The organism is Flavobacterium caseinilyticum (assembly GCF_004349085.1).
GTDB classification, from domain to species: domain Bacteria; phylum Bacteroidota; class Bacteroidia; order Flavobacteriales; family Flavobacteriaceae; genus Flavobacterium; species Flavobacterium caseinilyticum.
The window spans coordinates 1-22283 of record NZ_SMFM01000011.1; the positions used below are offsets into that span (position 1 = coordinate 1).

Here is a 22283-nt window from a genome sequence, read left to right on the forward strand (position 1 = left end):
GAGCTACTGTATCCACTGTCCAAGTCGTTGTACGTGAAACCGGTGCTGCTGCGTTACCGCACGCATCAGTTGCATTCCAGGTTCTGGTTTGTGAACGTAAACAGCCCGTGATCGTAACCACGCTATCGGTGAATGTCGGAGTTACCATTCCACAAGCATCCATTGCTGTTGCTGTTCCAAGTGCTGCATTTATTGCATCAGCGGATGGATTACAACCCAATGTACCGTTGGTTGGTGTTCCTGTAGCCGTGATTACTGGMGCTACTGTATCCACTGTCCAAGTCGCTGTACGTGAAACCGGTGCTGCTGCGTTACCACAGGCATCAGTTGCATTCCAAGTTCTGGTTTGTGAACGTATACAGCCCGTGATCGTAACCACGCTATCGGTAAATGTTGGAGTTACCATTCCACAAGCATCCATGGCTGTTGCTGTTCCAAGTGCTGCATTGATTGCAGATTCTGATGGACTACAACCCAATGTGCCGTTGGTAGGTGTTCCTGTAGCCGTGATTACTGGCGCTACTGTATCCACTGTCCAAGTCGCTGTACGTGAAACCGGTGCTGCTGCGTTGCCGCACGCATCAGTTGCATTCCAGGTTCTGGTTTGAGAACGTAAACAGCCCGTGATCGTAACCGCGCTATCAGTGAATGTTGGAGTTACCATTCCACATGCATCCATGGCTGTTGCTGTTCCAAGTGCTGCATTTATTGCATCAGCGGATGGGTTACAACCCAATGTGCCATTGGTAGGTGTTCCTGTAGCCGTGATTACTGGCGCTACCGTATCTCGAACATTGATGGTTTGCGCAGCGATAGCTGTGTTCCCACAATCATCCGTAGCAGTCCACGTTCTGGTTACACTATAATTTCCTGCGCAATTGCCTGGTGTAGTTACATCTACATAGACTAGTGACTTCACTGCGCAATTGTCAGTTGCTGTTGGTGTTGCAAAAGACAAAACTGCAGGACACTCAACCGTTGTTGGAGCTGGCAATGCAGAAATTACAGGAGGAGTCTTGTCCCGACACAATTTCAGTTGAATGGGAGCTCCAGGAAAATCTTTTAATTCAGATTGATTTGAACTTCCTGAAGATCTTGTTCTGATAAATAGTGTACTGAGGACAAAACAATCATTGTTGACAGCATTAAACACTTTGGTAAGGTTTACTGCTCCCTCGGCCCATTGATTCACTTGATAACTTCCACCAACGCCAGTACCATTAGGATCGCTTCCATAAACATCAAAAGGTACAGGAGTAATCGAGGTATTCTGCGTTATAAAAATATTACCAAGAAAATCGGAGTTTGGATGAAGTACATATTCATAAACACCAGGTGAGGTTTGTGTCCATACGCGAATAGAAGCGTTTGCGTCACCACCTCCCTGAACAAATTCAATGGTCACCAATATGTCACCAATTGTACGACCTCCATCAGTTCCGGCAGATTCAAAACTGCCACTACCACCAATGACTGGGCTAGTACCCGTTTGGGGGTTAAAAGCACCGTATACCGCTCCCGTTAATGTTAAGGATTTCTGTAAAAATTCGAAATCAATGTAACTGCTTCCATTGGTAACCTGACGGTCACCAGCAAATAGAACCCATAAATCATTAGGGTCTCCCATAACAGGAACACCATTAACAACCAAAGGAACTCCATTAACAACAGTTTGAATAGTTGGATCTCCATACGAAAAATGAGCACCGGCATTTTGGATTTCATTTTTATTAGGATTTTGTCCAGCGCCCCATGTATAGGTGCTAGGATTATCGTTTATTTTGTTGGAAAGGGTAAATATGGTTGGATCTTGTCTATCCCCTCCCCATGGATCCTGCAAGAAAAAAGTAAAACCCGGATACAGAAGATTACCCGTTGTTAAATCAAGGACGCCATGAGTACCGTTGGGATGGACTGCGTCAAACAAGTCGCCCACATTTGTGTAGCCGTTAGGCGTATGTGCGAAGGCATCGCCATCAACCCCTGAACCCAGTAAAGGAGTTTGAACCGGCACAACACCCTGAATGGACTGTGCTTCTGCCGTATAACCTGTTAGTAAAATTGCCATAAAAACAAGTGGCAACACAAATGACTGACGCCAACAGCGGAGCCATACATTTGACATGTAATTAATTGGATTTCCATCATTAAATTTTAAAAAATCTAACTTAGAAACAGTGTTTTTCGGTCTGAGACAACAATATATTTTGCTGGACAAAACATCGAAAAACTTGGTAATTGTACTCTTTTTCATAATTAAAGTATTTTTACATCATAAATTAGAAAAAAACGGAAGTTTACAGACTTGGAGGATCAAACTTGTATAAAAAGAAAACCTCTTCATAAACATTATGAAGTACTCGTCATTCAAAGAATTTTTGTTGACAATACAACAACTAAATTCTTTTACAGCCAGATTGTCGATTAAAAAATAACAATCTTAAAATTGTACTTTAAAACAAATAGCATTCTGATTAATAAAGTAGGATCGCACAAAAGTTTTCAAACTTGGGGAGAAAACTTGCAGATAAAAGAAACATCTTCAAAAAGTAATTTTTTGAAGTACTCCATCAATTAAAGGATTATTATTGCGGGGAACAATAGATTAATTCTTTACTAGCCATATGACTGCATGGTATGCGATCATAAATTGTACTGTAAAACAAATAACATTCTAAGTACTTTAATAAGATAAAATAAAAGTTTTCAGATTTGGGAAGAAAACTTGCAGCCAACGAAACATCTTCAAAAATAATTACTGGAAATACTCCAGCAAGTGAGGATTTATTGCTCAAAGAATAAAAAATATCTTTTGAATAACTTAAAATTTGTTCTAATAATAACTTTCCTCAGACCAGCTAAAGATTAAAATTAGTTAATTAAATTACAAAACGAAACAACAAATCAGCAAAAATCGTTAACAAACATTTATAACCGACAAATTACTTAGAGTTTTAAGAAAATTAGCACATAAAAGGCATAAATATTAACAATTGTTCACTATTTAAAAACTTGATTAACAGATAATTACATGTTAAAAAAAATGTTAAAATCACTTTTAATTATTGTGACTTTAGCTACTAAAAAACCATTATAATTTCACTTTCGAGAAAAAGTTAAATGAACCTCCATAAATTGAAGTAATTTACCTAATAATAATATTTTTCTGTAGAAGAACAATGAATTTACATATTAAAAATTAGACTAGAATATGCTTGCGGAATATAATCTTTTAACTTTATAATATTAGACACTTTCAATAACACTATCTAAAAACATGTTAAAAATCATCTGACAAACTTTTAATAAATTATTTAGAAACCTATAAAATTTATTCCAACACAAACAAAGGTAATCAGTGTTTTTAATTTATAAAAACAAAGAAACCTTTCTATGTATAGAAAGGTTTCTTTTATAAAAAGGATACGGTACTATTATATATAAGTTTACAGCAACAGCATTCACCCTTTCTAATTATCTAAAAATCGTTGAAAGGCTTACATATTACGTCTGTATTGTCCGCCTACTTCAAATAAAGCAGAAGTAATTTGTCCCAAAGAACAAACCTTCGTTGCTTCCATTAAATGTTCAAATAAGTTTTCGTTTTTAATGGCTGCGTCCTGAAGCGTATTTATATGTTCATCTACCAAATCCTGATTGGACTGGTGTAAATGATTCAACATATCAATTTGATATTGTTTTTCTTCTTCGGTGGCACGAATTACTTCCGCTGGAATGACCGTTGGAGAGCCTTTAGAACTCAAAAACGTATTGACACCGATAATTGGAAATTCACCCGTATGTTTCAAAGTTTCATAGTACAGACTTTCTTCCTGAATTTTTGAACGTTGGTACATTGTTTCCATCGCACCAAGAACGCCGCCACGTTCGGTAATTCTATCGAATTCCTGTAAAACCGCAGCTTCAACCAAGTCGGTTAATTCTTCGATGATAAAAGCTCCCTGAATTGGGTTTTCGTTTTTAGCTAAACCTAATTCTTTATTAATAATCAATTGGATCGCCATCGCACGACGCACAGATTCTTCCGTTGGCGTTGTGATTGCTTCATCATAAGCATTGGTATGCAGGGAATTACAGTTGTCATAAATCGCATATAACGCTTGCAAAGTGGTACGAATATCATTGAAATCAATTTCCTGCGCGTGCAAAGAACGTCCAGAAGTCTGAATATGGTATTTCAACATTTGCGCGCGTTCGTTAGCTCCGTATTTATTTTTCATGGCTTTCGCCCAAATTTTACGAGCCACACGACCAATAACGGCATATTCCGGATCAACTCCATTCGAGAAAAAGAACGATAAGTTAGGTCCAAAATCATTGATATTCATGCCGCGACTCAAATAATATTCCACGTAAGTGAAACCATTAGAAAGCGTGAATGCCAATTGCGTGATAGGATTCGCACCCGCTTCGGCAATGTGATAGCCCGAGATAGAAACGGAATAAAAGTTTCTTACATTCTTGGTAATGAAATATTCCTGCACGTCACCCATCAATCGCAGCGCAAATTCAGTAGAGAAAATACAGGTATTTTGTGCCTGGTCTTCTTTAAGAATATCAGCCTGAACTGTCCCACGAACTTGAGATAACGTTCTTGCTTTAATTTCATTATATACTTCTAAAGGTAAAACCTGATCTCCGGTAACCCCTAATAGCATCAGCCCTAATCCGTTGTTTCCCTCTGGTAAATCCCCTTGATAATGTGGTCTTTCGACTCCTTTAGCTGCATATATTTTGTTGATTTTTGCTTCAACTTCTTTTTCAAGACTATTCTCTTTAATATAAAACTCGCATTGTTGGTCAATAGCCGCATTCATGAAAAAACCTAATAACATCGGCGCCGGACCATTGATGGTCATACTCACCGAAGTCATCGCATGAACTAAATCAAAACCAGAATATAATTTTTTAGCATCATCCAAACAACAAATAGAAACTCCGGCATTACCGATTTTTCCATAAATATCCGGGCGTACATGCGGATCGTTTCCGTATAAAGTTACGCTGTCAAAAGCCGTTGACAATCGTTTTGCCGGTAATCCAGCACTTACATAATGAAAACGTTTGTTGGTTCTTTCCGGTCCGCCTTCTCCGGCAAACATGCGAGAAGGATCTTCTCCTTCGCGTTTGAAAGGATAAAGTCCAGCTGTAAAAGGAAATTCTCCAGGAACATTTTCCTGCAAACACCAACGTAAAATATCACCCCAAGCTTTATACTTTGGCAACGCAATTTTCGGGATTTGAGAATGTGATAAGGACTCGGTATGCGTCGCCATTTTTATTTCCCTGTCACGAACTTTAAACGTATAAACTGGATCTTTGTACTTGTTTACTTTTTCGTCCCAAGTCAAAATGATTTCCCAATTGTATGGATCCAAATCCATTTTTACTTTTTCAAACTGATTCAGTAAAAGATTTAGGAAAATTTTATTTTCAGCAACCCCTTGTTTTTCGGATTCCAAAGCCGTTGGCAAAACTGAATCATCGTCGATTCCAGTTTTGTTAATTACTGGACATTTTCCGGAAACACTCTCCAAAGTTTTGAAAATCCCGTATAATTTTTGTGCAACTTGCTCTTGGCTTATCGCAGTAACATCATATTTTCTGTTGCTTTCGGCAATTTCAGATAAGTAACGCGTTCTGTGGGGAGGAATAACGAAAATCTTCTCGCTCATTTCACGCGTAATTTGAAACGTTGATTTCAAATCAGAATTTGTTTTTTCATGGACTTTATCCATAATCGCTTTGTATAGCGTATTCATTCCCGGATCGTTGAACTGCGAAGCAATCGTCCCGAAAACCGGAAGTGTATCTAAATTCGCATCCCAAAGATTATGGTTGCGTTGGTATTGCTTTTTTACGTCTCTCAATGCGTCGAGAGAACCGCGTTTGTCAAATTTGTTTATCGCTACCAAATCAGCAAAATCAAGCATATCGATTTTTTCCAATTGGGTTGCAGCACCAAATTCCGGTGTCATAACATATAAAGAAACATCAGAATGATCCATGATTTCTGTATCGGATTGCCCGATTCCAGAAGTTTCCAGGATTATAATATCATAATTTGCCGCTTTAATCACTTGAATCGCATCAGCAACATATTTAGACAAAGCCAGATTCGATTGACGTGTAGCCAACGAACGCATGTAAACCCTAGGATTATTGATGGCATTCATTCGGATTCTATCTCCAAGAAGTGCTCCTCCCGTTTTACGTTTTGATGGATCCACAGATATTAATCCGATTGTTTTTTCCGGGAAATCGATAAGAAAACGACGTACTAATTCATCTACCAACGAAGATTTTCCTGCTCCACCCGTTCCGGTAATTCCCAAAACCGGAGTTTTACAATTGGCATTTTTTTTATGAATTGCATCTAAAGTATCCTTTGCAACATCAGGGAAATTTTCCGCGGATGAAATAATTCTGGCAATTGCCTTTGGATTTTTTTCGTCAAGCTGATTAATCTCTTGATCCAATTTATCTCCGACAGCATAATCTGATTTCTGAACTAAATCATTGATCATTCCCTGCAGTCCCATGGCTCTTCCATCATCCGGAGCATAAATTCTGGTGATTCCGTAGTCTTGCAAGTCTGCAATTTCTGAAGGCAGGATCACTCCTCCTCCACCGCCAAATATTTTGATTTGCCCGGCTCCTTTTTCCTGAAGCAGGTCATACATATATTTAAAATATTCGTTATGTCCTCCTTGGTAGGAAGTTATAGCAATTGCATTGGCATCTTCTTGTATTGCAGTATTCACCACTTCTTCGACACTTCTGTCATGACCTAAATGAATCACCTCAACACCTGTAGATTGAATAATTCTGCGCATGATGTTAATTGCTGCATCGTGGCCATCAAAAAGGGCCGCGGCGGTTACAATTCTTACTTTATTAACAGGGATATACGGTTTTACTAGTTCCATTTTATGAATATGATAATTTAAGTCTGCAATTTACAATTTTATTTTAAGAATTATTTGTTCCGATTTAGTGGATGTTGTTAAAAAGTAGGAATTTTGTCTTTTAGCCCCGATGGAAGCGGCATCTCCCGATTTAGAAAAACAAGGCTTTTTTAAGCCGTAGTTTTTATTAATCGGGAATACAGCGCACAGCGGGACAACTGTTCCTTAAAAAATACTAAATTTTGTGCTCCTAAAAAAAATTATGGCTTTGTTTTTGAATAAGTGTTAGTTTTACACGAGTCTCACGGCGATAATGCAATTAAACCTTAAAAACAATTTACAATGAAAAAAATTTTAATTATAATGGCAGCGGTGTCACTTTCCAGTTGTGCCGAAATGCAGCAGGTACTGAATCAGCTACCGCAAACGCAGGGAATAGGTGGCGTTGACATTTCAGGAGGATTGAAAGAAGCGTTAAACAACGGGATTTCTAAACAAGTGACAAAACTAACCACAACAGACGGTTTTTATAAAAATGCTGCTGTGAAAATCTTATTGCCGGAAGAATTGAGAAAGGTTGATGCAGGATTGCGAAAAATTGGAATGAGCTCATTGGCAGACGAAGGTTTAAAAGTTTTGAATCGCGCTGCCGAAGACGCAGTGAAAGAAGCGACTCCTATTTTTGTTGATGCGGTGAGAAATATGAGTTTTATGGATGCCAAATCGATTTTGATGGGTAATGAAAGTTCAGCGACAAATTATTTACAAAATAGTACTTCGAATGCTTTGTACGGGAAATTCAGTCCGGTTATTAAAAATTCGTTTACAAAAGTGGGTGCCGACAAAGTTTGGGCAAACATTATCACTAAATATAACAGCATTCCATTAATCACCAAAGTAAATCCTGATTTGACCGATTATGTGACCAATCAAGCGATGAACGGCGTTTTTAAAATGGTTGCTGTCGAAGAAAAAAACATAAGAACGAATATTACTTCAAGAACTTCACTTTTATTGCAAAAGGTTTTTGCTATGCAGGATAAAAGATAGTTTCGATTTTAATATACATTCAGAAATAAGAAATGCTTCCTTCTAGACTGCCCCCAAAAAGTTAGACACTATTTGGGGGTATTTTTATGGAAAGAAACTTCCGAAGCTCTGATTTTTCAATTCTTGTTATAAAAACAAAAAATATTCGCGTTCCCATTATAAAACGCAGTGATTTAATCAAGTGGAATTTTGGACAAAATCACTGTCTTGTTCATTTAATGTTAAGGTTTTACGAAACTCTTTGTTCAACAGGGTTGAATCAAAAAGATAAACTGCATTAAAATTTTCAGATATTCTGAAAATTAGTTTTATGGAATCGGTAACAAATAAATTGCTCGAATTGGTTTTGGAAATCGTTTGTGATCCAGTAACATCGTTAAAAATGGAATCCGTTTGATAATTATCATCGGTTAAAAATTCAGTTGCACCATATTTAATTAATTTGCAACTAGTTTAGTAGAGTTACTAAATCATCTGTAGATTAGATAGTTTTTACAGAGAAATACACTATCGTAGACCCATTTGAGAATTTAAACATTGTATGCAAGAGCTTTTAAATTCTATTTTAAAAACAAGACAGAAAATTGTGAGATTAATTAGAATTACGATTTACAGAAAAAAATATTTAGCTCTGAATCAACCTTTTAAAAAAGTTTCGAAAAACTTAACGTATCTGCAACAAAGTAATAACATAATCTTAACAGCAGAAGATCAAGTTATATTTGATCTTTGCAGAGTAATAAACTGGTTATTTATTATTTGGTTTTGGTTAGTAAAAGAATTGCCTGTATCGTAATGATACAGGCATTTTTTATTTGGTGTTATTGATAAAAGAAAGTACGGCACCATTAAAAACTATTGGCTGTTCCACATTGACCACATGTCCACATTTTTCAATTACAAACAATTTAGAAGATCGGTAATGATTGTCCACTACTTTGCGGACCGACGGTAAAAACATATAATCTTCTTCTCCCATTACATATAATGTCGGAATATTTAATTCGACCTGACGAAACCATCTCAGGACCGGATTTATTTCGGCCGTTAGCTTAAACCACTTTATAAATTCTTTCTGATATAATTTTTTAGCCTCATTGATAAAAAGTAAACGAGATTGTTTGTGACTTTTTTTAGGCATAATCACAAAAGCAAAAAACTTGTATAAAACTAAATAAGGCAAAACATATTTAAACATATTTCCCAACCTCATTAAAACCTGCGAACGAAAATTCATTTTTAAGATTGCGCCGCCAAGAATCATACTTTGCACTCGTTTCGGATACATTTCCGCTAGTTGTCTGATTAAAATTGTTCCCAGCGAAATCCCAACAAAGTGAGACTTTTCGATTTTTAGATAATCTAACACTTCCAGAATGTCATTGGCAAGAGCCGCAAAAGTATATTTCTGTTTAAAAGCAGTTTTGAGCGTAGGTTTTGAGTTTCCGTGACCACGTAAATCCAATAACAACACATTATATCGTTTTTGAAAATCCCGAATTTGCCTGAACCAAATAGACGAACTTCCACCAGCACCATGAACAAAGGTTACCCATTGCTCGCTATTTTCATTCTTGTAAATGGTATAATTAATCACTACTTTTTTTTGCAAAAATAGAATAATAAATTTAAATTGTATTCTTAACATATAATAATGAGGAATTATTATGTACAAAACGTAAATTTGCAAAAAATTACACCCATGATTGGATTATTGAAAGAGAAAAGTGAAATAGAAAAGCTTAAAAAAGAATACCAAACTCTTGCTGAGCAAAATTTTAATATCGAAAGAAAACATACTGAAATCGTACCGGAAGAATTAGTGCTTGAGGAATGCGAATCATAATCTGATATGCATTTTTTTAAAATAATCAAACGCTTTTAACAATCGGCTTCCATACCAGGAAAACATTTCGCCATCTACAAATATCGCTTTTGCGTGGTGCGTGTGCCTTCCTATTTCAAAAGCATCTTCTTCCTGAAAAGGATACGGTTCTGAGGATAGGAAAACCAAATCAGGGTCACCTTGCAAGCGTATTTTTTTGAGTTCAACTTCAGGATAACGCCCTAAAGTCGCTGGATTGTCAGCATAAATGTTCTTAAAATGATTTAGTTTCAGCAATTCATTGATGAAATTATCCGAACCAGCGACCATAAAAGGATTTTTCCAAATGAAATATGCCACTTTTTGTTCCGGTTTATCGTTGATGAAGTTTTTAAAATCGCTCAAGGCAAAAGCCAATTTGTCGTTCCATTTCTGTGATTCGGTTCTGCAATTAAAAAGTTGACCAAAGTCAGAAATCATCTGGAAATTATCTTCAATCGTAATAATATTCGTCACCCAAACTGGACAAATTTTACGCAATTCTTCCACAATTTCAACTGTATTTTCCTCTTTATTACAAATGATAATATCCGGTTGCAGCAATCTGATTTTCTCGTAATGCACTTTCTTGGTTCCGCCAACAATTTTCTTCGTTGATTTAAGATGATACGGATGCACACAAAATTTTGTAATTCCTATAATGCGGTCTTCCAAACCTAAATCATACAGCAACTCCGTTTGTGACGGAACCAGTGAAATAATACGTTTTGGCGACGTTTCAAAAGAATGTGTTATTCCAATTTGATCGATTAGAGTTTTTTGTTTCAAGTTTAAAGTTTAAAGTTGATAGTGTTGCAGCATCACTTGACTGCTTTTTTACCGTTAAGATATTAAGTAAAGTTAAGATTTTAAAAATTTAACCGCAAAGGACGCAAGTATTTTCGCAAAGTACACAAAGTTTTTCTTGTTTAAAATTTAAGATTTAACCATTAAGAAATTAAGAAAAAGTAAGGCTTAAAAAGTTTGACGGCGAAGTTTTCTATATAAATCCTAGCGCAAGTTTAATGAAACTTAATGCCTTAATGGTTTAAAAATTAAGTTGCATTGAATTCAACATATTTTATGGACCATTCAAAAAACTTTAAACCTTAAACTTTAAAATTGTTCCACTTTAAAATCATAATCTCTTCCATTTCCTGCTGCATTTTCAACGCTTCTGCTCTTGCTTTTTCAGCAAAATCAGTTCCGTTTGAAGCATAAATAATACCACGTGACGAATTAATCAGTAATCCCACATCAGCGTTCATGCCATATTTACAAACTTCGGATAAACTTCCGCCTTGCGCGCCTACTCCGGGAACAAGCAAGAAACTGTCAGGAACAATCTTTCGAATTTCAGTAAAATATTCGGCTTTGGTCGCCCCGACGACGTACATCAGGTTTTCGCTGTTTTTCCAGGTTTTAGATGTTTCTAACACCTGTTTGTACAATTCTTTAGCTGCACTCCTTTCGGCTTCGCCTCGGGTTCCGTTTGTGGTTAAAGTCTGGAAATCAAACGCACCCTCATTGGAAGTCAAAGCCAACATGATCGTATGTTTGTTTTCGAAAGCTAGAAAAGGTTCCACCGAATCTTTGCCCATATAAGGCGCAACGGTTACGCTGTCAAAATTTAAATCTTCGAAAAAAGCTTTGGCGTACATCGATGATGTATTCCCGATATCACCTCGCTTGGCATCTGCAATCGTGAAGATATCCGGATACGTTGAATTGATATAATTGATTGTTTTTTGCAACGACATCCACCCTTTTATTCCGTAAGCTTCATAAAAAGCAGTATTGGGTTTATAAGAAACCACCAAGTCATGCGTGGCATCGATTATTGCTTTGTTAAATTCAAAAATAGGGTCTTCCAGTGCTAATAAATGCTGCGGAATTTTTTCCAAATCAACATCTAATCCTACGCAAAGGAACGATTTCTTAATTCTGATTTGGTCAATAAGTTGTTGTGTAGTCATGTGGTGTGTTTAACGGCAAAGTTCGCAATCCCGAAGCGTCGGGACTCGCAAAGTTCACAATATTGTTTTATATACTATTCGTTTTTAGCCCCGATTGATCCCGAAGCTTCGGGAGATATCCTCGCAGTGAAACGGAGATATAAAGGCGAAAGCGAGAAATAGCTCCAAAAAAAAAGCCTCAAATAATGAGGCTTAATTATTAAAAAACCTCGCTGGCTTCTTTCAGTTTTTCCATGTTGTTGACTAACGCCAACTCATCTACAATTTTCTGAATGTCACCATTCATGATATTTCCCAAATCGTACAACGTCAAACCTACGCGGTGATCCGTCACACGACCTTGAGCGTAATTATACGTACGGATTTTTGCAGAACGGTCACCAGAACTTACCTGAGACGTACGCGTTGTTGCATCTTCCGCTTGTTTTTTGGCTAATTCCTGTTCGTACAAACGGGAACGCAGAACGCCAAAAGCCTTATCTTTATTCTTGTGTTGTGATTTCTGATCCTGACATTGCGCCACCAATCCGGTTGGAATATGCGTCAAACGAACCGCTGATTTGGTTGTATTTACAGATTGTCCACCAGGTCCTGACGAACAGAAGAAATCCACACGAACATCATTCATATCAATTTGTACGTCAAATTCCTCTGCTTCCGGAAGCACCATAACCGTCGCTGCCGAGGTGTGAACACGTCCTTGCGTTTCCGTTTGCGGTACACGTTGGACACGGTGAACACCGGCTTCAAACTTCAAAGTTCCGTAAACATCTTCACCGGTAACTTCAAAAATCACCTCTTTAAATCCACCCGAAGTTCCCTCGTTCATATCCACCACAGAAGTTCTCCAACCTCTGTTTTCACAATATTTCGTGTACATACGAAACAAATCCCCGGCAAAAATACTCGCTTCATCCCCACCCGTTCCGGCACGAATTTCCACCATGACATTCTTAGCATCTTCGGGATCTTTAGGAATCAACATAAACTTGATTTCTTCCTCCAGTTCCGGCAATCTCTCTTTGGCTTCTTCCAGTTGCATTTTGGCCATTTCGGTCATGTCAGCATCACTGTTATCAGCAATTATTTCGTTTGCTTCGTCGATATTTGCCATCAAAACAACATATTCATCGCGTTTTTCAGCCAAAGCTTTTAAACTTTTGTACTCTTGATTCAATTGCACATAACGCTTCTGATCCGAGATCACATCCGGCTGAATTATCAAATCCGAAATCTCATCGAAACGTTGTTTTACTATTTGAAGTCTATCTAACATTTTCTTAGTCCTTTATTTAGGCTGCAAATTTAGTGAAATATTTCACATTATTTAGTGAAAAGATTTCACATTTTAGATTGTAGATTTTACATTTCTTTTCAGGAGCTGTTTCCTGCTGTCATTCCAATCTTTATTGATAAAACTTGCTTCGCGTTTTATCAATAAAGGATTTTCCCTTCCATCAGGGCTAGGGTATTTGTGTTAAAATAATTGCGTTTACGGTTTCCCGTAAAGTTCTTGAAACAAAAGGAGTTAGTTTTGGAAATGAAAGATAACTAAATGCATTTTCATCAGTATTTTCGGAAGAAAGTAATATATTTGAAATAAGATAAGGGGAACAAACTTTCGCCACTATCTCCATATTTGATTGTATGTAAGAAAGTTTATCTCGCCGTATGAAAGTTTACTGTAACCATAGCAAGAATATCTCTGAAAAAATATAAATTCACAAAATAAATATCAATGGAAGATTTAAAATTAAAATTGCAACAATTACATGAAAGAGTTGACTCTTTAAAAGATCAAATAAATACAGAGGAAGCTACAAAAAATGCTTTTGTAATGCCTTTTATTCAAATTCTCGGTTACGATATTTTCAATCCAACAGAAGTAATTCCTGAATTTGTTTGTGATATTGGAACTAAAAAAGGAGAGAAAATAGATTACGTAATAAAAAGAGATGGTCAACCAATTTTAATAATAGAATGTAAAAATTGGAAAGAAAATGTTGATGCTCATAATTCCCAACTTCATAGATATTATCACGTTTCAAAATCACGTTTTGGCGTTTTAACAAACGGACATATTTATAATTTTTATGCAGATTTGGAGAAACCAAATATAATGGATGAAAAACCATTTTTCACTTTAGATATATCAAACCTGAAAGATACAAGTTTAAAAATTTTAGAAAATTTTTCTAAAAATGGGTATAATCTTGAAGAAATTTTAGATTCCGCGGAAGGATTAAAATATATAAAGGCAATTAGAAATGAATTTGAAAAAGAAATACAAGAACCTTCCGACGAAATTGTTCGCCTTTTAGTAAACAGATTTTTCAATAAACCTTTGACAGCTCCAAGATTAGTTGCATTCAAAGAATATACTAAAAAAGCATTTTCAAATTCAATAAATGAATCAATAAACTTTAGATTAAAAAATGCTCTAAATATAACTGAAACTGTTCCTTCAAAAACGAATGAACAAATTACAGCAATTGACGAAAATGTCGAAACTCCAAAATTCATCACAACGGAAGAAGAAATTGAAGGTTCTCAAATAATTAAAGCAATTTTAAGAGAAATTTTGCCAGCTTCAAGAATTGCATTTAGAGATACACAATCTTATTTTGGTATTTTATTAGATGATAATAATCGAAAACCTATTTGCCGTTTACATTTTAATTCTTCAAATAAATACATTGAACTTTTCAACAACGGAAAAGATAATGGAGAGAAAAAATTAATACCTTCTATAGACGAAATTTATAATTACAAAGCTGAATTATTGACAACAATAAAAAACTACGGGTAAATCCAGATTGCATGGTTATGTTTTCAGTTCGATAGCGTGGATTTGCAAACCGTATAATTAGCTAAAAAAAGGACGAAAAAATATTTTAATAAAAACTCAAGTTGTTAACAACCAAGTAGTTTCGTTAAATTCAACGATTGAATTTAGCGAACATTCTTAATCTTTAAAACAAACAAAATTATGTCTAGTTGTACAGCACCAAGAAATGGACATCGCACAGCGAGCGGAGCAGCAGCTTGTCCCTCATGTAGCAGCCGAAGTTACCGTAGTCACTACAATTCATATCCATCGTATTCATCAACACCTTATTCCGCATCAAGTATCAGTGGAAGCAGCAGAAGCAGTGGTGGCGCAAGAAGTTCAAAGCCACGGTGGTCACAAGCAAGTTCTCCAGTTTATTACACACCTGCTGAGGTAATAGCACTTACACCAATCCGCCGAACAGTCGAGAATCTGGTAGAAATGAAACCCGACCTTAGAGATGTATTTCTCTGTCATGCTTGGGAAGACAGACAGGATGCCGCAAAAGAACTTCACGACTTACTTATTTTGAACGGAGTTTCTGTTTGGTTCAGTGAGAAAGATATTGCACTAGGTGTGCCATTAATGCGTGCCATCGACAAGGGTTTAGCAAACTCGCGAATTGGACTAGTATTGGTAACTCCTGCCCTACTTCGTCGTCTTCCTCTAGAAGGTATTGCAGACAAAGAACTATCAGCGTTACTAGCAACCGACCAGCTAGTTCCAATAGTCCACAATACTACATATGAAGCTCTACGTGATGTCAGTCCTCTTCTTGCATCGAGAACAGGTTTGAGCACTACTGACGAGACAATGAAAGAGGTTGCTGCTAAACTTGCAGAACTTATCGCTTATGAACCTGCAAAAACATAATGCTGTCTATTACAACAAAAAAATTACGAAAAAACATTTTTAATTCTTCTTTTTATTGTCACTTCAACTTTATTTGCTCAAATCTTGACAAGTTAAAGCTTGTTGAAAATGAAATTTCTAATGTTAAAAATTGACAGAAGAATCGAAATGCATTTCAATCCAAGCGTGTACTTTTTATAAACATCCAGGAATGTATTCAGCGTTACTTGGAAAAGTCAAAAGCAAAGAAACCCACTGGCGCTCGTTTGCAACGAATGCCAATTTTAATTTAGAGCACAATCGTAGCGTTTTCAACGCGGGTATTTTAATTTTAAGAAGTAGTTCTCCTCCAGCCGTCGCGAGAAGAAATAAAACCCGATCGCTCGGATATCCACAAGAGTTACCGTAATTTTGCAAACTGAACACAACGAGCAGCAAATAATCTGAATGGGATTGCTTCGTTCCTAGCAATGACTTAATTAAATTGCCCACAAATAAAACCAACTGAAATGAAAAAGATCCTCATTATATTTTCGATAGTTACATTCTTATCGTCCTGCAAAGAAACGACTAGCAAAAAAGCGGCTGAAGTTAAAAATCAACAAATTGACAGCACAGCAAATCAAGTGATAGAGGTTGCTGCGTTCAAAGGACAACAAGTTACCGGAGTCACAATTACTGATGTCGGGCGTATTTTTGTGAACTTTCCGAGATGGAGAAAAGGAGTTGATAATTCCGTCGTGGAAATAACAAATACTACCGTTCAAAAAAGCTATCCGGATGAAAATTGGAATTCTTGGGAGATTGGACAACCAGTTGTAGCCAATAAATTTGTTGGAGTGCAATCAGTAGTTGCCTTTGAAAACCAATTGTATGTTTTGGACACCAGAAGTCAATTATTCGAAAATGTACTGGATGCGCCTCGTATTTTTGTTTTTGATTTAACAACTGATAAATTAGTTAAAACCTATATTCTAGATAAAAACAGTTACCATCCCGATTCATACATCAACGATCTTAGAATAGATAAAAAAACTCAAAAAATTTATCTTACTGACTCAGGAAACTCTGGTATTGTCATCATCGACATTAAATCCGGTCGCTCCAGAAGAGTTTTAGACAACCACAAATCAACAGCTGCCGAACAAGGCTTTTTGACATTTGGAGACAAAAAATGGGAAAATACCATTCATTCTGATGGAATAGCCTTGGACACTGTAAACGACCGTCTTTACTTTCATGCCCTTACAGGATACAGCCTCTATTCAATTGCAACAAATATGCTGGCTTCTGAAGATGAAAAAAGCATAGAAGAAAGCGTTCGATTTGAGGCAAAAACTGCCGCACCTGACGGTATGATATTTGATGACAACGGTATTTTATATTTTGCCGATTTAGAAAACAACAAAATTCAGTATCGAAAACCAGATGGCAGTATTCACACTTTGGTAGAAGGTGAAAAGATTAAATGGGCTGATACCTTTAGCATTTATAACAACTACTTGTATTTTACAAACTCAAGAATAAATGAGGTTACTGCTGATATTTCAAATTTGACTTTTACTTTAAACAAAATCAAATTAGACAAATAGTCGAGAAAAGCTCACTAACAAATGTAGCATTTGCAGCGGACACGAAGTTTACTGATTTGGAGCGCTCGTTTTAAGTTTCAACACATATTATAAAATGGGTTCGCTTTTTCGGAATCCACTCAGTCCGATATCCACGAGCGTTGCCGTATAGCTAATTCGTCAGTTCGCTGTCGTTGTGTTGTATCCTGTGCCCAAAAGGAGAACCCGACCCCTCGAATATCCACAATCGTTAGCGCAGTTTTGCAAACTGTGCCCACAACAAGGAGCACGTTAAATAATAGCCAAACTGAATGGGATTGCTTCGTTCCTCGCAATGACTTAAGCCTACCGCTGACAAATAAACCAAAAAAACGCAAATAAGTACGAGTCCATTAAACAAACCAAACCGACGAAATTTCTACTGAACACCTTACTTTTAATGTTCAACCTTACACTATTCTCGCAATCGAATGGGTTTTCTGGTAAATACAATCTTACTTTTAGCAAATAAGGCGATCATTTAATTGAATAAAAATTGACCTTGTATCAAGATGGAACATTTGTATTTCATTCGTATTCTAAAATTAAAAACGGAATTCCCTTTGAAATAAATAAATATGGAAAGGAAAATCGACTGCTAAAGACATTGTGATTACTTTCTCTTCGAACAAACAAGAAGACTTTGATGAGAAATATAAGTTCGATTTTACGAACTCCAAAGCGAGATTTGTCACTAAAAATCCCAAAGATAAAAGTGACCAAATTATCCTGAACAAACTTGCGTTTGTAGCATCAGAAATTCCCCGTATGCAAAGACTGGATATTTTTAAAATATAAAAATGCGTTGTAACGCTGCTGATCGTAGTTTAAATAAAGAATTTCCTTCCGCTAGTGCATCATACAGACCAATTTTATTTTTTTATTTCGCTAAAAAAATGGGCTGCAGCACCAGTAATTCAAACAAAAAATCAAAATCCTTTGCTACTGCTTTCTCTATAATTTTATTTTTTGTTTAAATAATTGTTAAAAGAGATAAACAATCATTAATTATATGTACATTTGTTATTATTAAATAATTTTAAACATAAAACACTGACTATGAAATTAGTAAAAACAATTGGCGCATTTGTATTATTGGGAGTAATAACTACTTCTTGTGGAGAGAAAAAACAAGCTGAATCTACAGAAATGACTGATTCTACTGCAGTAGCAATGGATACTACAGTTGTAATGGAAACATCAACCATTGTAGACGTAGCTGCTGGAAATGCAGATTTTTCTACATTAGTTACTGCAGTAAAAGCAGCAGGATTAGTTGAAACGTTAAGCAGCGAAGGTCCTTTTACCGTTTTCGCTCCAAATAACGCAGCATTTGCTAAACTTCCAGCAGGAACTGTAGATGGATTGTTGAAACCAGAAAGTTTAGACAAACTAAAAGCAGTATTGACGTATCATGTAGTAGCAGGAAAATTTGAGGCTGCTGCGGTTATTGACGCAATAAACAAAAATAATGGAAAATATAGCGTTACAACTGTTCAAGGTGGTACTATTGTTTTGAGCTTGAAAGACGGAAAAGTGATGTTGACAGACGCAAATGGAGGAACTTCGACAGTAGTTCTTGCTGATGTGGCGGCTTCTAACGGAGTTATTCATGCAATTGACACCGTTGTTATGCCTAAATAAGGTTTTAATTCATTAATTCAGAAACCGTTACTTAATTGTAACGGTTTTTTTTATGGAATTATACAAGCAATTAACAACTGCTTTTTTTACACCACTTTACAGTCATGAACTAACTTTGGAGTTGGAATATTTGTTCCAAAATAAAATGAGATTCAAAAATTGATTTTGAAAAACTAAAAAATGACTTCTAAAACCTCTATTATGCAGTCATACAGACTTTTAATTATTCTTTCCGTGACGCTGATCGGTTGCCAAACTAAAGACAGCAATACGCCGCAAACCACAAATACAGAAATTAGTCTGGATACCGTTAAGGTTTTTGAAGAAAGCAAAGAGAAAATCATTGACAGTACTACGACTATCAAAACTAAAAATACCCATAAACTGCTGCTGACTTCCAATGCACTGCAATTAATACATAGAAAAACAGGTTCAACTATTGAAATCCCTTTTGGTAAACCCATCGATCAGATGATTGAGATCACAAATACCGCTCTGCAATCCAAACCGACCTCTATTGGAATAAATAAGGAATGTGGCGCCGGACCGTTAAAAATGGTTTCTTGGAACAATGGCTTAACAATAGTATTTCAACAAAAAAAATCAGAAACCGCAAAACCGGAAACCGATTGGAAATTTGCGGGTTGGTATATGGGTATCAGTTCCAGTAGTGCGCAAAAGATATCGACGATGGCTGGAATTAGTATTGGATCCTCCAGAGCTGAAATGGAAAGTGCTTACGTGATTACTGTTTCCCAAACCAGTTTAGGATATGAATTTTCCACTTCATCGGGATTGTATGGAATTTTTGAAGGTCCAGAGAAGGAGGCTAAAATCACAAGTTTATGGAGCGGGCTTAGTTGTAATTTCAGATAAATTGAAGCAGGAAACGTATCAGAAAACATTCAATCTTACGTGGGCAATTATCTTTTTTAACTTTTTTTAGTCTGACACTATTGACTTAATTCTGGATTGAGCAACTCAAATAGTGGTCCTGCCGTTCATAACTCCATTAAATTTCTTTTTAATACCAATTTCTAAATTCCTAATTTGCGCTCTTAAATTAAAGGGAGAAAATGAAGGTCTGTATTGCCGAAAAACCAAGTGTAGCGCGCGAAATCGCATCCGTTTTAGGAGCCAATACCAAGCACGATGGGTATTACGAAGGCAACGGTTATCAGGTAACTTATACTTTTGGTCATTTATGCACCTTGAAAGAACCAAACGATTACAAACCGCACTGGAAAAGTTGGGACCTCAACAACCTGCCCATGCTTCCCGAAAAATTCGAAACCAAAGTGGTAGAGAATTCGGGCATTCAAAAGCAATTCAAAATCATTAAAAGCCTTTTTGACAAAGCTGACTTGGTCATCAACTGCGGGGATGCAGGGCAAGAAGGAGAACTTATTCAGCGCTGGGTATTGAACGAAGCGAAATATAGAGGCGAGGTACAGCGCTTGTGGATTTCGTCCCTGACCACCGAGGCCATTAAAGAAGGTTTCCAGAACTTGAAACCATCCTCAAACTACGATAATTTATATTACGCCGGATTTTCCAGAGCCATTGGCGACTGGTTACTCGGTATGAATGCCACGCGTTTATATACCGTAAAACATGGCGGATACAAACAAGTTTTGTCTATTGGAAGGGTGCAAACCCCAACTTTGGCAATGGTCGTGGATCGATTCAAAGAAATCGAGAATTTTAAACCGCAACCGTATTGGGAACTACAAACCTTGTATCGAGAAACGCTTTTTAGTTATGAGGAAGGACGCTTTTTGAAAAAAGAAGATGGCGAACTCTTGGCTAATAAAGTCCAGGAAAGTGAGTTCGAAATCATTTCGGTTGAAAAAAAGAACGGCAATGAGTTTGCACCAAAACTGTTTGATTTAACTGGCTTACAAGTATATTGCAACACCAAATTTGGTTTTACGGCAGATGAAACGCTTAAAATTGTGCAGACTTTGTACGAACAAAAAGTAGTTACGTATCCAAGGGTTGATACCACCTTTTTACCCAATGATGTTTATCCAAAAGTACCCGGAATTCTTAAAAATTTGACGAATTATGTGGCGTTGACGCAACCACTTTTAGAAAAAAAGATAAAAAAATCGCCTAAAGTTTTCAATGATAAAAAAGTAACGGATCACCACGCCATTATTCCTACGGGCGTACAAAACAATTTGCAGTACAATCAGCAACAGGTTTATGATATTATTACCAAGCGATTTATTGCCGTGTTTTATGACGATTGTTTAGTAGCCAATACTACCGTGGTCGGTAAAGCAGCCGATGTTTTATTTAAAACAACCGGAAAAGAAATCTTGAAAAAAGGATTTCGAGTAGTCTTCGAAGATCCGAATACCAAAGAAAAAGAAGCCGATATCCTGCCGAGTTTTGTTGTAGGCGAGAAAGGACCACATCAACCTTCGTTTTTAGAAAAGGAAACCAAACCGCCGAATCAATTTACCGAAGCCACCTTGTTACGCGCCATGGAAACCGCTGGTAAACAAGTCGATGATGAAGATTTACGTGAATTAATGAAAGAAAACGGTATTGGTCGTCCATCCACGCGAGCCAATATTATAGAAACGCTTTTCAGACGGCAATACATCGTAAGAAATAAAAAACAGGTTTTGCCAACACCAACGGGGATTCAACTGATTGACACCATTCAAAATGATTTGGTTAAATCGGCTGAACTTACGGGTTCCTGGGAAAAGCAATTGAAAGATATTGAAAAAGGAACCTTTACCGCTGCTGCGTTTATTAACAATATGAAGCGCATGGTAGAAGTCTTGGTGTATGAAGTGCGAAGCGAAACCAGACGCGCTAATATTTCCCACGCAGGAAGCATTCAAAAAGAAGTCGCTACAGTAGAAAAAAAGAAAGCAGCGGGAATTTGGGCGGAAGCCTGTCCAAAATGTAAAAAAGGAAAACTCATCAAAGGGAAATCCGCTTATGGGTGTTCTGATTATAAATCAGGCTGTACTTTTCTATTGCCCTATAGTTTTGCCGACAAAAAAATATCCGAGAACCAATACTTGCGACTGCTTCAAAAAGGATCTACTGTCAACTTAAAAGACTTTAAAACGGATGCCGGCGTTGTGGAAGGTTTACTTCGCTTTGACGAAAATTTCAAACTTGTATTAGAACCTAAGAAAACTTTGGCGAAAGCCATTCCAGATGAATTGCCTTGCCCGAAATGCCAAAAAGGAACGATTTTGAAAGGAAAAACGGCTTACGGTTGTAGTCACTATAAATCAGGCTGTGATTTCAAAGTCACTTTTGAAACGGTGAGAAAAAAATTAAAAGATCAAAAACCAACAAAGGAATTAGTTTATACTATTTTGAAACAAAGTATTTAAGAACATAAACTAAATTTAATTTTTTACCATATAAGTCATATAAGAACAATTAAGTTAGCTGCTAAACAATCGCTTATATGCCCTTATATGACTTAGATGGTTAAGTTTTTTATAACGGTTGCATTTTAATTATTTGTTTGAAAAAGTATTCAAAAGTCTA

15 protein-coding genes are annotated in these 22283 nt (G+C 36.6%); 9 read left to right on the forward strand and 6 right to left on the reverse strand.

What is annotated here, in order from left to right:
- The coding region (locus E0F89_RS15940) for an HYR-like domain-containing protein (RefSeq protein WP_449404029.1) at positions 1–2254 on the reverse strand (2254 nt) is incomplete at its 3' end.
- Between the two features lie 1243 nt (positions 2255–3497).
- Positions 3498–6950, reverse strand: coding sequence for a methylmalonyl-CoA mutase family protein (locus E0F89_RS15945; protein ID WP_131910726.1), 3453 nt, complete (start codon positions 6948–6950; stop codon positions 3498–3500).
- A 321-nt stretch (positions 6951–7271) separates the two neighbouring features.
- Between E0F89_RS15945 and E0F89_RS15950 the strand changes: the two genes are divergently transcribed.
- Positions 7272–7979: a DUF4197 domain-containing protein gene (locus E0F89_RS15950; protein ID WP_131910727.1), complete on the forward strand. Its 708-nt coding sequence runs from the start codon at positions 7272–7274 to the stop codon at positions 7977–7979.
- 811 nt (positions 7980–8790) lie between these two features.
- Here E0F89_RS15950 and E0F89_RS15955 read toward each other — a convergent pair.
- Positions 8791–9576 carry an alpha/beta fold hydrolase gene (locus E0F89_RS15955; RefSeq protein ID WP_131910775.1) on the reverse strand — a complete coding sequence of 262 codons (786 nt, stop codon included), beginning with the start codon at positions 9574–9576 and terminating at the stop codon, positions 8791–8793.
- 57 nt (positions 9577–9633) lie between these two features.
- On the opposite strand from E0F89_RS15955, the gene E0F89_RS17190 reads away from it, so the two are divergent.
- Positions 9634–9825: a hypothetical protein gene (locus E0F89_RS17190; RefSeq protein WP_165930054.1), complete on the forward strand. Its 192-nt coding sequence runs from the start codon at positions 9634–9636 to the stop codon at positions 9823–9825.
- On the opposite strand, the gene E0F89_RS15960 is transcribed toward E0F89_RS17190, so the two are convergent.
- The 3 genes from E0F89_RS15960 to prfA all read right to left on the reverse strand — a co-directional run bounded on the left by E0F89_RS15960 (position 9820) and on the right by prfA (position 13095).
- Positions 9820–10632: an ABC transporter substrate-binding protein gene (locus tag E0F89_RS15960; RefSeq protein ID WP_165930055.1), complete on the reverse strand. Its 813-nt coding sequence runs from the start codon at positions 10630–10632 to the stop codon at positions 9820–9822. The genes E0F89_RS17190 and E0F89_RS15960 overlap by 6 nt on opposite strands.
- A 320-nt stretch (positions 10633–10952) precedes the next feature.
- Entirely contained in the window at positions 10953–11819 is an 867-nt protein-coding gene (gene pyrF / locus E0F89_RS15965) for an orotidine-5'-phosphate decarboxylase (protein ID WP_131910728.1), read from the reverse strand.
- A gap of 199 nt (positions 11820–12018) precedes the next feature.
- Complete coding sequence (gene prfA / locus E0F89_RS15970) at positions 12019–13095, reverse strand: peptide chain release factor 1 (protein WP_131910729.1); 1077 nt, start codon at positions 13093–13095, stop codon at positions 12019–12021.
- Between the two features lie 462 nt (positions 13096–13557).
- Between prfA and E0F89_RS15975 the strand changes: the two genes are divergently transcribed.
- The 7 genes from E0F89_RS15975 (at position 13558) to E0F89_RS16000 (ending at position 22123) form a co-directional block, all read left to right on the forward strand.
- Positions 13558–14628 carry a type I restriction endonuclease gene (locus tag E0F89_RS15975; protein WP_131910730.1) on the forward strand — a complete coding sequence of 357 codons (1071 nt, stop codon included), beginning with the start codon at positions 13558–13560 and terminating at the stop codon, positions 14626–14628.
- Positions 14629–14833: 205 nt separating this feature from the next.
- On the forward strand, positions 14834–15046 hold the full coding sequence (locus E0F89_RS17390) for a hypothetical protein (RefSeq protein ID WP_243699539.1): 213 nt from the start codon (positions 14834–14836) through the stop codon (positions 15044–15046).
- Positions 15047–15090: 44 nt separating this feature from the next.
- A complete protein-coding gene (locus E0F89_RS17395) occupies positions 15091–15522 on the forward strand; it encodes a toll/interleukin-1 receptor domain-containing protein (protein WP_243699540.1) in 432 nt (143 codons plus the stop codon).
- Positions 15523–16010: 488 nt separating this feature from the next.
- Complete coding sequence (locus tag E0F89_RS15985) at positions 16011–17093, forward strand: L-dopachrome tautomerase-related protein (protein WP_131910732.1); 1083 nt, start codon at positions 16011–16013, stop codon at positions 17091–17093.
- Positions 17094–18170: 1077 nt separating this feature from the next.
- The gene (locus E0F89_RS15990) at positions 18171–18755 is read left to right on the forward strand and encodes a fasciclin domain-containing protein (protein ID WP_131910733.1); all 585 of its coding nucleotides are present in this window, start codon (positions 18171–18173) and stop codon (positions 18753–18755) included.
- A gap of 201 nt (positions 18756–18956) precedes the next feature.
- Positions 18957–19631: a hypothetical protein gene (locus tag E0F89_RS15995; RefSeq protein ID WP_131910734.1), complete on the forward strand. Its 675-nt coding sequence runs from the start codon at positions 18957–18959 to the stop codon at positions 19629–19631.
- A gap of 200 nt (positions 19632–19831) precedes the next feature.
- Positions 19832–22123, forward strand: a complete 2292-nt coding sequence (locus tag E0F89_RS16000; RefSeq protein ID WP_131910735.1) for a DNA topoisomerase 3 — start codon at positions 19832–19834, stop codon at positions 22121–22123.
- Positions 22124–22283: the final 160 nt, after the last annotated feature.